The organism is Rhodococcus sp. Q1, assembly GCF_004153645.1.
GTDB lineage: Bacteria > Actinomycetota > Actinomycetes > Mycobacteriales > Mycobacteriaceae > Rhodococcus > Rhodococcus gordoniae.
Window position 1 is genome coordinate 729,984 of the sequence record NZ_SDMJ01000001.1, and the last position, 13,627, is coordinate 743,610.

Below are 13,627 nucleotides of genomic sequence, written 5' to 3' on the forward strand. Positions count from 1 at the left end.
ACGCGACCGGTGTCAGCGCAGCAGAGCGCGCGACATGACGACGCGCTGGATCTGGTTGGTGCCCTCGTAGATCTGCGTGATCTTGGCGTCGCGCATCATGCGCTCGACCGGGAAGTCGGTGGTGTAACCGGCGCCACCGAACAGCTGCACGGCGTCGGTGGTGACCTCCATCGCGACGTCCGACGCGAAGCACTTCGCGGCGGCGGAGATGAAACCGAGGTTGCCTTCACCGCGCTCGGCGCGGGCCGCGGAGGTGTACACCATCAGGCGAGCGGCCTCGACCTTCATGGCCATGTCGGCGAGCATGAACTGCACACCCTGGTTGTCGGAGATCGGGCGGCCGAACTGCTTGCGATCCTTGACGTAGGCGATCGCTGCGTCGAGGGCGCCCTGGGCGAGGCCGACGGCCTGCGCACCGATGGTGGGACGGGTGTGGTCGAGGGTCGCGAGAGCGGTCTTGAAGCCGGTGCCGGGCTCGCCGACGATGCGGTCGCCGGGGATGCGGCAGTTCTCGAAGTACAGCTCGGCGGTGGGGGAGCCCTTGATGCCGAGCTTCTTCTCCTTCGGTCCGACGACGAAGCCCTCGTCGTCCTTGTGGACCATGAAGGAGGAGATGCCGTTGGCGCCCTTCTCGGGGTCGGTGACGGCCATGACGGTGTACCAGGTGGACTTACCACCGTTGGTGATCCAGCACTTGGAGCCGTTGAGGATCCAGTCGTCGCCGTCGGCCTTGGCGCGGGTGCGCATCGAGGCGGCGTCGGAGCCGGCCTCGCGCTCGGACAGCGCGTAGGAGGCCATCGCGCCGTTGACGATGTCGGGGAGGATCTTGGCCTTGAGCTCGTCGGAGCCGCGGAGGATCAGGCCCATGGTGCCGAGCTTGTTGACGGCGGGGATCAGCGAGGAGGAGCCGCATACTCGGGCGACCTCTTCGATGACGATGCAGGCGGCGATCGAGTCGGCGCCCTGGCCCTCGAACTGCTCGGGCACGTGGATGGCGTTGAAGCCCGACTTGTTGAGGGCGTCGAGGGCTTCCTGCGGGAAGCGGGAGTTCTCGTCGACGTCCTTGGCGTAGGGCGCGATCTCCTTCTCGGCAAGTGCGCGGATCGCCTCGCGCAGCGCGTCGTGCTCCTCGGAGAGCTTGAACAGATCGAAGTCGGGATTGAGGGCCATGACGGCGGACTCCTAACGGCACGCGGTGCCAGATTTGCGAGCGTTGCTCCCTCGAGCTTAGCGAGGCGAGGGTTCGCGACGTGACGGAATGAGTCGATTGTAACCACGGCACTCAGTGCCAGGTCAATGGTGCTGACGTGCGCCTTCGAGCTGGAGCCGAACCTGCTCGGCGATCTCTGCGGGTGTCAGATGAGCCGCATAGGTCACCACCGCGACCTCCGGCGGGGCCGGTGCGGTCTTCCCGTTCGTCGTGCCTTCCGGCGCCGGAACCACCCCGTACGTGCGGCGGAGCTCGAGCAACTCCTGCTCGAGCCGGTCGGCCGTGGCGGTGTCGTCGCCGCGGATCATCGCCCGCAGCAGGAAGTTGTGCGTCGCGGTCATCGCCGCCGCGAAGCTGACGGTGCGCACCGGCTTCTCCCCCGGAACGGCGGCGCGCAGGAAGTCGGTGAACAACCGCTCGTAGCGATAGGTGGTGACCAGTTCGCGCTCCCGCAACGCCGGCACCCGCTGCACCACCCGGTACCGCCACACCGCCAGCTCGCGCCGGTCGCGGAAGTGCCCGAACACGAGCTTGGCCCCCTCGCAGGCCGCCGCCCACGGATCGTCGTACTCCTGCGACAGATGCTCGGCGACCTGCTCGAGCAGCGACTCGTGATCGGCGAAGATCACGTCCTCCTTCGATCGGAACTGCCGGAAGAACGTCCGCCGCGACACCCCGGCGGCCGCGGCGATCTGCTCGACGGTGGTCGACTCGTAGCCGAACTCGGAGAACAGGCGGATCGCCTGCGTGACGACATGCACCCGGAACTGGGCGGGATCGGGTCCCGTCGAGTCGAGGCGACGGGTGGTGCTACCGGTACCGGATGTCATGGCGTCGAGTATCCAATGCAGTCGTGAGAGGTCGGCTCACCCCTCGGCGGCTTCGGCCGATCGCAACTCGAACTTCAGGATCTTCCCGGTCGATGTGCGAGGCAGTTCCAGCGGGAAGACGATGTCGCGCGGCACCTTGTATCCGGCGAGCAGCGTTCGGGTGTACTCGATGAGCTCGTCGGCCGTCAGGGACTCATCCTTCTTCAGGATCACGAACGCCTTGGGGCGCTCACCCCACTTCTCGTCCGGAACGCCCACGACCGCCACGTCGAGCACCGCCGGATGGCTGACGATCGCCTGCTCGACCTCCACGGTCGAGATGTTCTCGCCGCCGGAGATGATGATGTCCTTCGCCCGGTCCTTGAGCTGGATGTATCCGTCCGGATACATCACGCCGAGGTCGCCCGTGTGGAACCAGCCGCCGCGGAACGCCTCCTCCGTCGCATCCGGGTCCTTGTAGTAACCGAGCATGACGTTGTTGCCGCGCAACACGATCTCGCCCATGGTCTCGCCGTCGGCGGGCACATCGTTCATGTCCTCGTCGACGACCCGTGCGGTCTCGGCCTGCAGCATGCCCACACCCTGGCGGGAGAGCAGTGCGGCGCGTTCGTCGGCAGGCTTGCCGTCCCAGCTGTCCTGGTACTCGCAGATCGTGTACGGGCCGTACACCTCGGTGAGCCCGTAGACGTGCACGACCGTGATGCCGATCTGCTCGAGCTGGGCGATCACCGTCGGCGACGGGGGTGCGCCGGCCGTGGTGATCCGCAACGGGCGGTCGAGCGGATGCGCCTGGTCGGCGTTCGCGATGGTCGAGCACACCGCAGGAGCGCCGCACAGATTGGTCACGCCGAGAGTGTCGATGGCCTCCCAGATCGCATCGGCGCGCACCGCGCGCAGGCAGATGTGGGTGCCCGCCGCCGCGGTCACCGCCCACGGCGTGCACCAGCCGTTGCAGTGGAACATCGGCAGCGTCCACAGGTACTTGCTCTGCCCGTCGAAACTGTTGTGGAAGGTCTCACCCAGCGAGTTCAGATACGCGCCGCGGTGGGTGTACATCACACCCTTGGGCTTGCCGGTGGTGCCGGATGTGTAGTTGAGGGTGATGACGCCGAGCTCGTCGTCGACGCTCCACGGCAACGGCGTCGCATCGAGCGAGTCGGCCTGCGCGAGGAACTCGTCGTAGCGGGCCGTGGCCACGCCGGCGGGTACGTCCGGAACCGGCACGGTCGAGTCGGGAACCTCGATGATCTCGGCGACGCCCGGAACGTTGTCGCGGACGTTCGCGACCGATCCGAGTAGTTCGGAGTCGACGAACAACAGCTTCGTCTCGGAGTGGTCGAGGATGTATTCGAGTTCCGGCCCCGCCAGTCGCGAGTTCAACGCGACGAGCACGCCGCCTGCGAGCGGCACGGCGAAATGCGCGATGAGCATCTCGGGCACGTTGGGCGTCAGGTACGCGACCTTGTCGCCCGGCTCGATACGGCTGCGCAGCACCCGTGCGAGTCGCTGGGTCTCGTCGGCGAACGCGGCGTAGGTGTACGTGCGGTCGCCGTGGATGATCGCGGTGCGATCGGGGAACACCGCCGCAGACCGTTCGAGAAAGCGCAACGGGCTCATCGGGCTGTAGTTCGCGGCTCCGGTCGAGTCGGGACGGGCGGGGACGATGGACACGCATACCTCCGGGGGTGGCCTTCTCGGATTCCGGCGTCTTCTGTGATCGTCGCAACACCGGGCGATGTGCAGGTTACGAATCGTGGAACTGGCCCCACTACCCTCGAAAGTGGGTGTTCGGAGGGAAGAGCAGGAGCAGTCGATGGATGTCGCCGTACCGGGTGTGCTGCGTCCCGACGATCTCGACACCCTCCGCGCCACACTGCGCGGGCTGAAGTCGACGACCGGACTACCGGTGCTGTTCGGTGGTGCCGTGCAGGGCTCGGACGTCGTCCTGTCCGGATTCGTCGGTACCCGCGGTCGGGTCCTGCGCAACCTGGTGATTGCCGCGGAGCGCGGACTCGGCGGCCGGGTGGTCGTCGAACAACGTCCCGGTGCGGTCGCCGACTACTTCACGTCACCGCACATCACCCACCACTACGACCGGCAGGTCGCCGGCGAGGGAATCGAGTCGTTGCTCGCGGTGCCGGTCGTGGTGCGCGGACGCACCCGCGCGGCGATCTACGGCGGGTTGAGAGTCAACCGGCCGATCGGCGATGTGATCGCGGAGAAGGTGATGCGGTCGGCTGCGGAGCTCGCGCGGGAGATCGAGATCCGCGACGAGGTCGACCGGCGGGTGTCGCTGATCGGGCACGCCCGCAGTTCGCACGCCGAATCCGTTCCGATTGCCGTCTCCGAGGCGCTGACGGAAAGTCTCGTCGCACTGCGGGCGATCGCCGCGCGCACCGACGACCCGGTGATCAGGGAACAGGTGCGGAACGTCGAGGAGACACTGGCCCGGGCACGCGACGGTGCGTCGCAGCCGCGGACGCACCTGACCGCTCGCGAGCACGACGTGCTGAGCCATGTGGCCCTGGGCTGCCGCAACACGGAGATCGCCGATCGGTTGTCGCTGAGCGTCGAGACGGTCAAGACCTATCTGCGCCACGCGATGGACAAGCTCGATGTGCGCAGTCGGCACGAAGCCGTCGTCGAAGCGCGCCGGCAGGGATTGCTGCCCTGATCGACTGCGGTCCGGATCACCGCCCGCGCAGTCGCCGGAAGAACTCGCGGATCGCGCGCAGAGCGCGCCGGAACCTCGTCCCGGTCGCGGGACGCTCGAGAACATCGGTGCCCACCGGAGCGGGAAGCCGGACGGGCCAGCTGTCGTCGACGTCGACGACTTCGCGACCGAGCCCGCGCAGATACTCGGCGAAGCTGCGTTGACGTTCGGCGTGCCAAGTGGCCTGATCGGCCATGATGTCGAGTTCGGCGAGCTCGGGATAGCGTGCGACGAGCGCGCGGGTCAGGTGACCGGCTGCGAGCGCATCCGCCTCGGCCTCGTGCGGATTCGGCAGGGGTACCCGGTACGCCTCGCATACCGCCTGGAGTGTGCGCCGGCCGGGGCGGCTGCGATCCATCTCGCGGTCGATGACGTACGGGTCGACCACCGTGCCGATGTCGAGCCCGGTCAGGCCCAGGCGGCGGCCCTCGGCGTCGAGCACCGTCAGGTCGTAGCTGGCGTTGAACGCGACGACGATATGGCCGCGCGCCCACGCGTCGCATACCGCCTGCCGGATCTGCCGGTAGCCCTCGAGGTAGTCGAGTCCTTCGGCGCGGGCGCGAGCGGTGGTGATGCCGTGGATCGCGGTGGTCTCCTCGGGTATCGCGATACCCGGATCGAGCAGCCACGACCGGGTGGCGATGCGGTCGCCGTCGAAGGTCGCGACGCAGGCCGTGACGATGCGGGCGTTGCGGGGATCCCGGTCGGTGGTCTCGAGATCGAACGCGCAGATCGGTCTGTCCGGCCAGTGCGTCATGTTCGGTCCTCGCGTCCGTCGGATGATGATCTGTCGGACGCATTGTTGCGGGAGGCACCGACATGCCTCTCGCGGTGAACCGTCAGATGGTGTCGGTGCACACCACGAAGTTGCGTTCCCGGTACACGAACCCACCCTCGGAGGTCGCGCAGTCGTTCACGTCGGCGGTGTCGAGCAGGATCTCGGTGACCTCTTCGCCCTGGACCGCGGATTCCCCGCATTCGATGCGCTGCGGATCCTCGCCGCCGAGGTCCATGCAGGTCCCCACCACCCAGTCGATGTCGAGACACAGCGCGCCGACCTCGACGCCACCGAACGACTCGTAGTAGGTCTGGTCGATGTCGCCGGGGCACGTCTCGCTCGTGTCCACGATGTCGACGACCTTGTAGTTCGAACTCGTGCTGCCGCACTCCGCGTTGTCGATCGTCGCGTCGTCGACGGTGCCACCGAGTGCGACGCAATCACCGGGTGCGACGTCGATGCTCAACTCGGTCGAGGACGACGCCGAGGCACTCGTCGTGGGCACGGAGGCGGACGGTGCCGTGGACGTGGCCGGGGCGTTCGCGTCGGGAACGGCCTCCCCTTCGACCTGCGCCGTGCACGCGCCGAGCGCGACCGTCGCCACCACCATCACTGCGGCGCCGGCCGCCCGTCGGAGAACGTTCATGATCGGAGAGCCTACGGAAGTGCTGCCCGGGGGCTTCAGGGGTGCAACGATGTGCCGCATGGACCTGCCTGTGGTACCGCCGCTCGCACCGATGCTCGCCAAGGTCTCCGCCACTGTTCCTCCGCAACCCGAGAGCGGCCCCGAGCAGTGGTCGTACGAACCCAAATGGGACGGCTTCCGGGCGATCGTCTTCCGCGACGGCGACGAGGTGGTCCTCGGCTCGCGCGGAGGCAAGGATCTCGTGCGCTACTTTCCGGAACTCGCGGACGCGGTGCGCGCCGAGTTGCCCCGCAGATGCGTGGTGGACGGGGAGATCGTCGTCCCGCGCGCGCACGACGGCCGCACCCGGCTCGACTGGCAGGCGCTGTCCGAGCGGATTCATCCGGCCGAGAGCCGGGTCGCGTTGCTCGCCGAGCAGACACCGGCCGTCTTCGTCGGGTTCGATCTTCTCGCGCTCGGCGACGAGAATCTGATGGAGACCCCGTTCGCCGACCGGCGTGCGCGGCTGCGGTCCGAGATCGGCGGTGGCAGTAGCTGCCACGTCACGGTGGCGACCACCGACACCGGCACCGCCCGCCGGTGGTTCGAGGAGTTCGAGGGCGCCGGCCTCGACGGGGTCGTCGCCAAACGACTCGACGGGCTCTATGTCCCCGACAAACGGGAGATGCTCAAGCTCAAGCACGCGCGCACCGCCGACTGCGTCCTCATGGGTTACCGCAAGCACAAGAGCGTCGAGGGTGTCGGGTCGCTGCTGCTCGGGCTGTACCACGAGGGCGAGCTCGCCATGGTCGGTGGCGCCTCGGCGTTCACCCGGGAGCGGCGCGAGGAACTGCTCGCCGAACTGCAGCCCCTGCGCCTCGGAGATGACGTGGTCGAACAGGGCGAACCGACGCGGTGGCGGTCGGCGGTGGATCGCAGCTGGGTGCCGTTGCGACCCGAACGTGTCGTCGAGGTCGCGTACGACCAGATGGAAGGGGTGTCGGGAGCGGGGATGCGGTTCCGGCACGCGGCGAAGTTCCAGCGGTGGCGTCCCGACCGCGACCCCGAGAGCTGCACGTTCGACCAGTTGGAGGTGCCGGTGCGCTACGACCTGGCGGATGTACTCGACCGGACGGAGGACTGACATGGCCACGAAGCGTTCGCCGGCGGAGGAACTGGACGTCGACGGCACGCCCGTCCGTCTGTCGAATCCCGACAAGATCTACTTCCCGCAGCTCGGGGCCGAGGGGGGCACGAAGCGGCACCTCGTGGAGTACTACCGGAGGATCACCACCGAGTTCGGCGCACCGCTGCTGACGGCTCTGTGCGACCGGCCGACGCATCTCCAGCGCTTCCCCGACGGCATCGAGGGGGAAGAGATCTACCAGAAGCGGGCACCGGTCAAACGACCCGACCACGTGGCGACCTGCGAGATCACGTTCCCCTCGGGTCGCACCGCCGATGCGCTGCGGGTGCGTTCTGCCGCCGACGTGGTGTGGGCGGCGAACCTCGGGTGCGTGACCTTCCACCCGTGGCCGGTGCGCTGCGGCGACACCGACCGCCCCGACGAACTGCGCATCGACCTCGACCCGCAACCGGGGACCGACTTCGGTGATGCCCGTGCGGTGGCACTGGAGGTCGTGCGCCCGCTCCTCGACGAACTGGGTCTCGCCGGATATCCCAAGACGTCCGGCGGGCGGGGACTTCACATCTACCTGCGGATCGTGCCCGAATGGGATTTCGTCGGAGTTCGCCGAGCCGGGATCGCGCTCATGCGTGAGATCGAGCGTCGCAGCGACGGGCGCGCGACGACGGCCTGGTGGAAGGAGGAACGCGGTGAGCGGCTGTTCCTCGATTACAACCAGAACGCGCGCGACAAGACGATCGCCTCGGCGTACTCGGTTCGACGCACTCCCATCGCGACCGTCTCGACCCCGTTGACGTGGGACGAACTGGCGGACGCCGAACCCGACGACTTCACGATCGCCACGGTGCCGGACCTGCTGGCGAAGCGAGGTGATCCGATGGCGGATCTCGATGCGCACGCTCATTCGCTGGACGTGCTGCTCGAGATGGCGGAACGGGACGCGGCCGACGGTCTCGGCGACCTGCCGTATCCCCCGAATCACCCGAAGATGCCGGGAGAGCCGAAGCGCGTCCAGCCGTCGCGCGACACCGATCGGGCGAAGGGCACATGAGCGGTCGGTGGTCGGACGTTCGCAATCGCGTCCCTGTCGTGACCTCGACTATGAGACCTCCCGAAGCGTAAATCCCTAAACTGTCCGGGAAGACAGTCCTCTGAGGTTCGGAAAGGGTCGATGTCGTGATTCGCTGGTGGGCGTCCGGTCGGGTTCTCGGCGTCGGGGCAGCGTTCGCTGCCGCGATCGGCGCCGGATTCCTCGTTCCTCAGACCGCATCCGCGGCCACGACGTGCACGGCACCGCCGGGCGCCCCTGCCGAGGTCGTGCAGGTCGACGGTGACGAAGCGTGCGGCGCGTCCACCGACGGCACCGCCGATGCCTGGAGCTACGGTGAACGCGGGGTGGGATTCGCCGACGCCCGCGGCGCAGCCCAGGTGAGGGCGGCCGGATTCGACGGGGGTGTCGGGGCCGCGGAGAGTACATCGGGACGTCTGTTCGCGATCGGTGTGGGGGCACAGGCATTGGCTCTCGGTGTGCTCGACGGTCCGGGAACGGCAGTCGTCGCCGCGGGTCCGCAGTCCCAGGCCTTCGTGGGCGACGCCGACGATCCGGTTCTGTGCGAGGGCACGGCGGCGGCAGCGTTCGACCTCGAGGCTGCTCGCGGGTGCGTCGTGCTGGGCGACTTCCGGTACTTCACTCCCGATGCCGAGACACCGCAGCCGACCCTGCCCTGAGTTTCCGCGCCTTCCGCCGGATCACCGACAAACGGACTGAACGTAAAGTCTTCCTTTACGTTCCGTCTCGTCGTAGCCTGTCGCACATGCCGATGGGGGTACAGCGATGACGACCGGAGCAGTCTTCGAACCTGCCGGGGCGGCAGCGCCGTGCGCGCCGGTCCATGGTCCGGAACGGATCGACGCCCGACCGGCGGCCGCGGCGCCGACCGAGATGGTCGTCGACCCGCGATTCCTGCGACTGGCCGACGCGTTCTTCTCGCTGTACAAGCGTCCCCGGGACGGCGGCGGCGCGCTCACCGCCTATCTCCACGGGGAGAAGGTCCTCGACATCTGGTCCGGCTGGTCTGCTCCCGACCGTCGATGGGGCCGCGACACGATGGCGTTGTCGTTCTCGACCGGTAAGGGTGTGGCGTCGACCGTTGTGCACCGACTCGCCGAGCGGGGAGTGATCGACTACTTCGCGCCGGTCGCCCGGTACTGGCCGGAGTTCGCCGCCAACGGCAAGGAGGACATCACCGTCGCGGACGTCCTCACCCACCGCTCGGGTCTCCATCGGGTGCGCGGCCTGGTTCCGGGAACCCGCGGGATCCTCGAGTACGACACGACCGTCGCGGCGCTCGAAGCGGCGGCACCGGACCGTCGCCGTGAGGGCGGTTCGGGCTACCACGCCGTCACATACGGGTGGCTCGTCGCCGAGCTCGTACAGCGGGTGACCGGTCTGCCCTTCGTGGAGGTCGTGGAACGGGAGATCGCCCGGCCTCTGGGCGATCCCGATTTCTGGTACCGCGTTCCGCACGACGAACGAGGCCGGATCGCGAAGTTGTTCCCGCGACTCGCCCCCGCAGGTCTGCACTGGGGTGCGAGCGCTGCGGTGCTGTCGCGACTCGGGCCGACCCGAGGCCTGGCCGAGGCCGCGATGCCGGACGGTTTCGACCGGCTCGTCGGGGATCCGGCCGTGCACGACGCGGTGATGCCGGGGTGGAACGGGGTGTTCACGGCGCGTTCTCTCGCGCGCATGTACGGCGCGATCGCCGCCGGCGGGACGATCGACGGAGTGAAGTTCCTCGACGGCGCCACGATCGACGAGATGTCCCGGGTACGGGTACGCAGCCGGGACTACGTGCTGGGTGTGCCTATGGCGTGGCGCCTCGGCTACCACCAGCCCATCTTCGCCGGCATCCAGCGCCCTCGCGGCGCGCTCGGGCACTACGGCGTGGGTGGTTCGGGAGCCTACGCCGACCCCGACACCGGCCTGTCGCTCGCTTTCGTCACCAACCGGCTCGGTGCCGGCGCGATCCCGCTCGGGGATCTGCGCCTCGCGCGCCTCGGCGAACTCGCCCGGTCGCTCGCTCGTCGCGCCTGAATCTTCCTGTCATTTTCGTGGTTCCGAGGACGAAGGTCGCTCGGGGGCGGGACGATCCGAATCGGAGCATCGCCGATTCGAGGAGTTCAGCCATGAGCCATGTCTACCGGGTGATCGAGGTCGTCGGATCGTCGACGACGGGAGTCGACGACGCGATCGCGAAAGCGGTGGCGCGAGCAGCGGAGACCACGCGGCATCTCGAGTGGTTCGAGACGGTCAACATCCGGGGCCACATCGACGACGGGCGGGTGGCGCATACGCAGGTCACTCTCAAGATCGGTTTCCGCATCGAGTCGGGTACCGAAGCGGACATCTGACGCGCCTCGGCAGTCCGAAATGCGCTGATGTCGGTTCGAGAACGCGGTTCTCGACCAAAACTGGAACGTGTACTAGTCTGAGGCCGGTTCGTTGTCCGGAATCGGCACGGTAGGCAGGTAGAACTGTGGCTTATGTAATCACCCAGGCGTGCTGCAACGACGCCTCGTGTGTCGAGGTCTGCCCGGTCAACTGCATCCACCCGACACCCGACGAAGCACCCTTCGCGACCACGGAGATGCTCTACATCGATCCCGACACGTGCATCGACTGCGGGGCCTGTGTCGACGAGTGCCCGGTGGATGCGATCGCCGCCGACAACGAACTCACGCCGGCGCAGGAGCCGTATCTCGAGATCAACGCCGAGTACTACCGTCGCTACCCGATCGGACCGGACTGGCCCGAGCTGCGCACGCGCCGCAAGCTGCCCGCCGAGCTGGGCACGCTGCGGGTGGCGATCGTCGGCTCGGGTCCTGCGGCGTGCTACGCGGCGATGGATCTGGTGACGCACTCGGCGGTGCAGGTCGACATCTTCGACCGCCTGCCCACCCCCTACGGTCTCGTCCGCGCCGGTGTGGCCCCCGATCATCAGAGCACCAAGGGAGTCGGCGACCTCTTCCGCAGCGCCATCGGCCACAAGAACACCCAGTGCTATTTCAACGTCGAGGTCGGCACCCACATCACCCACGAGGAACTGCTCGCGCACCATCACGCGGTGATCTACGCCGTCGGTGCCGCAGGCGACCGCACGCTGGGCATCCCGGGTGAGGACCTCGTGGGCAGCCGCGCCGCGACCGAGTTCGTCGCCTGGTACAACGGCCACCCCGATTTCGCCGATCACACCTTCGACCTGTGCGCCGAGCGCGCGGTGATCATCGGCAACGGCAACGTCGCCCTGGACGTCGCGCGAGCCCTGGTGATGGACCCCGACGAGCTCGCACGCACCGACATCGCCGAACACGCCCTCGAGGCGCTGCGGAAGTCGAACATCCGCGAGGTCGTGGTCGTGGGCCGGCGCGGCCCGGCGCAGGCCGCCTACACCAACCCGGAACTGCTCGCGCTCGGCTCGCTGCCCGGTGTCGATGTGGTCGTCGACCGGGATGAGGTCGAACTCGACCCGGTCAGCCGCGCGCTGATCGACGATCCGCAGGTCGAACCCCGCCTGGCGCTGAAGGTGCGGCAGGTCGAGGGTTTCGCGCAGCGCACCGCCACCGAGGGCAACAAGCGGATCGTGCTGCGCTATCTCGCCTCGCCGGTGGAGATCTCCGGCGACGGTGTCGTCGAGTCGATCACGCTCGAACGCAACGAACTCGTCGAGGTCGACGGTCGGCTCGAGGCCCGTCCGACAGGGGAGACCGAGACCCTCGAGACGGGGCTGGTGCTGCGCTCGATCGGCTATCGAGGCACCGCGCCGGCGGGTCTGCCCTTCGACGAGCGGCGCGGGGTCATCCCCAACGACTGCGGTCGGGTGATCGACGCCGAAACCGGAGCGCCGGTGCCCGGTGTTTACACCGCGGGCTGGATCAAGCGTGGTCCCAGTGGCGTGATCGGCACCAACAAGCAGTGCTCTGCGGAAACCGTCGAGAAGATCCTCGACGATTTCGTCGAGGGCAAGTTGCCCGAGCCGGTCGCCGACCGGGAGAAGCTGGCGGCGCTGGTTGCCGAGCGGCGCCCCGAGCACATCGACTACCGCGGTTGGCTGCAGATCGACAAGCAGGAGAAGTCCCGCGGTTCTGCGGCGGGACGCTCGCGGCTGAAGTTCGTGTCGATCGAGGAGATGCTGGCGGCCTCACGAATCGAGTCGTGAGCCGCCGGTCGTCTTCGAGGGCGTGACACCGCGCTGCAGGGGAACCCGGACGCATGGCTCCGCGGCACGCTCGGCCTCCGGTCGCGGCGTCGGGGTGATGGACCGGAAGAACCTGCGGCCGTGAACAGTCCGTCCGGAAGGCCGAGTCGAATGTGTCATCCGGTCGGGTAGCGTGCCGCCATGGCGATCTCTCTGTGTGTCCTGTTGTGGGCGAAGCCAGGTATGGCGGAGGCGATGAGTGCACATGAGGACTCGGTCCTTCGGCTCGTCGGCAACCACGGAGGTCGCGTCGTGCAGCGGGCCGTGACCGACGGTTCCGAGGGGCGACCCCGAGAGATCCACCTGTTGACCTTCGAGTCGCAACAAGCCCTGGATGGCTACCTGCAGGACGACCGCCGACTCGCCCTTGCAGGAGAACGTGATCGCACGGTCGCTCGCGCAGAGACGATGAACATCGAATTGCGTTGACTGTTACGCATTCCTCCTCTGGGTGCCTGCGCAGAAAGGTACAGCCGTCCGACGCAGGGTCAACCTCGATTCCGGGTGCTCCGAGCGTTCTCGAACATATCGGCACGCCCCTTACCCGGGGACGAAAAGAAATCGTCCATGATCACCGTGTTTCGGCAGGAAATGACATGAAGACTCCTATGACGATCCCGACTGCTCGCACAGTGGAACGGGTTGCATACGTTCGGAGTTCGACGAGGGTCACCGCGTATCGGATTTGTGTCTGTCCTGCGGGCGTGCCGGCTGCACCGAGCTCCGACACCACTCCTTGGCATCGGCGATCGGCGCGGGGCGAATGCTCGCCGAAGCGTCGACAAACGCCGACGACGCCCGTGACCAGGTTGTCGTGGTCGGAAACGCGATCGCCAATCTCCTGTTGTATGTCGCCGATACGCGCGGCGTCGCGGCGGCTCAGGAGGCTTGCGAGCACGGACAGATCCATTTCCACGGAGACTGGATCGCTGCCGGTCGACCGTGGGGTTCCGAGGATCCCTGAACGACATATCCGTTCGATTTTTCGGAGTCTCCCGAATCCCGACGATTCGAAGATCTTCTACTCCCGCGGGCCGGTGATGCCGATCGACTTCCCACGGATAGGAAT

General features: G+C 67.6%; 14 protein-coding genes. 9 read left to right on the forward strand and 5 right to left on the reverse strand.

Annotated features, from left to right (window positions below; all coding sequences use genetic code 11):
- Positions 1-12: 12 nt before the first annotated feature.
- The 3 genes from EQ874_RS03470 to EQ874_RS03480 form a co-directional block, all read right to left on the reverse strand.
- Positions 13-1,170 carry an acyl-CoA dehydrogenase gene (locus tag EQ874_RS03470; protein ID WP_129975577.1) on the reverse strand — a complete coding sequence of 386 codons (1,158 nt, stop codon included), beginning with the start codon at positions 1,168-1,170 and terminating at the stop codon, positions 13-15.
- A 123-nt stretch (positions 1,171-1,293) separates the two neighbouring features.
- Positions 1,294-2,040 (reverse strand): TetR family transcriptional regulator, encoded by a 747-nt coding sequence (locus tag EQ874_RS03475; RefSeq protein WP_064065226.1) that lies wholly within the window; start codon positions 2,038-2,040, stop codon positions 1,294-1,296.
- A 36-nt stretch (positions 2,041-2,076) separates the two neighbouring features.
- Positions 2,077-3,657 carry an acyl--CoA ligase family protein gene (locus EQ874_RS03480; RefSeq protein WP_172506126.1) on the reverse strand — a complete coding sequence of 527 codons (1,581 nt, stop codon included), beginning with the start codon at positions 3,655-3,657 and terminating at the stop codon, positions 2,077-2,079.
- Positions 3,658-3,853: 196 nt separating this feature from the next.
- Here EQ874_RS03480 and EQ874_RS03485 point away from each other — a divergent pair, with 196 nt between their 5' ends.
- On the forward strand, positions 3,854-4,714 hold the full coding sequence (locus tag EQ874_RS03485) for a response regulator transcription factor (RefSeq protein ID WP_129975579.1): 861 nt from the start codon (positions 3,854-3,856) through the stop codon (positions 4,712-4,714).
- Between the two features lie 16 nt (positions 4,715-4,730).
- Here EQ874_RS03485 and EQ874_RS03490 read toward each other — a convergent pair whose 3' ends face one another.
- Entirely contained in the window at positions 4,731-5,510 is a 780-nt protein-coding gene (locus EQ874_RS03490; RefSeq protein ID WP_129975581.1) for a 3'-5' exonuclease, read from the reverse strand.
- 82 nt (positions 5,511-5,592) lie between these two features.
- A complete protein-coding gene (locus EQ874_RS03495) occupies positions 5,593-6,177 on the reverse strand; it encodes a hypothetical protein (protein ID WP_064065230.1) in 585 nt (194 codons plus the stop codon).
- 58 nt (positions 6,178-6,235) lie between these two features.
- Between EQ874_RS03495 and EQ874_RS03500 the strand changes: the two genes are divergently transcribed.
- The 8 genes from EQ874_RS03500 to EQ874_RS03535 all read left to right on the forward strand — a co-directional run bounded on the left by EQ874_RS03500 (position 6,236) and on the right by EQ874_RS03535 (position 13,522).
- The gene (locus tag EQ874_RS03500; protein WP_064065231.1) at positions 6,236-7,300 is read left to right on the forward strand and encodes an ATP-dependent DNA ligase; all 1,065 of its coding nucleotides are present in this window, start codon (positions 6,236-6,238) and stop codon (positions 7,298-7,300) included.
- Position 7,301: 1 nt separating this feature from the next.
- The gene (locus tag EQ874_RS03505; RefSeq protein WP_129975583.1) at positions 7,302-8,354 is read left to right on the forward strand and encodes a DNA polymerase domain-containing protein; all 1,053 of its coding nucleotides are present in this window, start codon (positions 7,302-7,304) and stop codon (positions 8,352-8,354) included.
- Between the two features lie 125 nt (positions 8,355-8,479).
- The gene (locus EQ874_RS03510) at positions 8,480-9,031 is read left to right on the forward strand and encodes a DUF6764 family protein (protein ID WP_064065233.1); all 552 of its coding nucleotides are present in this window, start codon (positions 8,480-8,482) and stop codon (positions 9,029-9,031) included.
- Positions 9,032-9,137: 106 nt separating this feature from the next.
- Complete coding sequence (locus EQ874_RS03515; RefSeq protein ID WP_129975585.1) at positions 9,138-10,397, forward strand: serine hydrolase domain-containing protein; 1,260 nt, start codon at positions 9,138-9,140, stop codon at positions 10,395-10,397.
- Positions 10,398-10,489: 92 nt separating this feature from the next.
- Entirely contained in the window at positions 10,490-10,714 is a 225-nt protein-coding gene (locus tag EQ874_RS03520; RefSeq protein ID WP_026003442.1) for a dodecin, read from the forward strand.
- A 125-nt stretch (positions 10,715-10,839) separates the two neighbouring features.
- The gene (locus tag EQ874_RS03525; RefSeq protein ID WP_129975587.1) at positions 10,840-12,519 is read left to right on the forward strand and encodes an FAD-dependent oxidoreductase; all 1,680 of its coding nucleotides are present in this window, start codon (positions 10,840-10,842) and stop codon (positions 12,517-12,519) included.
- Between the two features lie 234 nt (positions 12,520-12,753).
- Positions 12,754-12,987 (forward strand): hypothetical protein, encoded by a 234-nt coding sequence (locus EQ874_RS03530; RefSeq protein WP_242496620.1) that lies wholly within the window; start codon positions 12,754-12,756, stop codon positions 12,985-12,987.
- 307 nt (positions 12,988-13,294) lie between these two features.
- Complete coding sequence (locus tag EQ874_RS03535) at positions 13,295-13,522, forward strand: hypothetical protein (protein ID WP_129975591.1); 228 nt, start codon at positions 13,295-13,297, stop codon at positions 13,520-13,522.
- Positions 13,523-13,627: the final 105 nt, after the last annotated feature.

What these genes read in the sequence shown, in the direction of transcription:
- EQ874_RS03480 (WP_172506126.1), bottom strand. Translation starts at nt 3,657, where the DNA reads ATGAGCCCGTTGCGCTTTCTCGAACGGTCTGCGGCGGTGTTCCCCGAT.
- EQ874_RS03530 (WP_242496620.1), top strand. Translation starts at nt 12,754, where the DNA reads ATGAGTGCACATGAGGACTCGGTCCTTCGGCTCGTCGGCAACCACGGA.
- EQ874_RS03515 (WP_129975585.1), top strand. Translation starts at nt 9,138, where the DNA reads ATGACGACCGGAGCAGTCTTCGAACCTGCCGGGGCGGCAGCGCCGTGC.
- EQ874_RS03475 (WP_064065226.1), bottom strand. Translation starts at nt 2,040, where the DNA reads ATGACATCCGGTACCGGTAGCACCACCCGTCGCCTCGACTCGACGGGA.
- EQ874_RS03470 (WP_129975577.1), bottom strand. Translation starts at nt 1,170, where the DNA reads ATGGCCCTCAATCCCGACTTCGATCTGTTCAAGCTCTCCGAGGAGCAC.
- EQ874_RS03495 (WP_064065230.1), bottom strand. Translation starts at nt 6,177, where the DNA reads ATGAACGTTCTCCGACGGGCGGCCGGCGCCGCAGTGATGGTGGTGGCG.
- EQ874_RS03500 (WP_064065231.1), top strand. Translation starts at nt 6,236, where the DNA reads ATGGACCTGCCTGTGGTACCGCCGCTCGCACCGATGCTCGCCAAGGTC.
- EQ874_RS03485 (WP_129975579.1), top strand. Translation starts at nt 3,854, where the DNA reads ATGGATGTCGCCGTACCGGGTGTGCTGCGTCCCGACGATCTCGACACC.
- EQ874_RS03490 (WP_129975581.1), bottom strand. Translation starts at nt 5,510, where the DNA reads ATGACGCACTGGCCGGACAGACCGATCTGCGCGTTCGATCTCGAGACC.
- EQ874_RS03505 (WP_129975583.1), top strand. Translation starts at nt 7,302, where the DNA reads ATGGCCACGAAGCGTTCGCCGGCGGAGGAACTGGACGTCGACGGCACG.
- EQ874_RS03520 (WP_026003442.1), top strand. Translation starts at nt 10,490, where the DNA reads ATGAGCCATGTCTACCGGGTGATCGAGGTCGTCGGATCGTCGACGACG.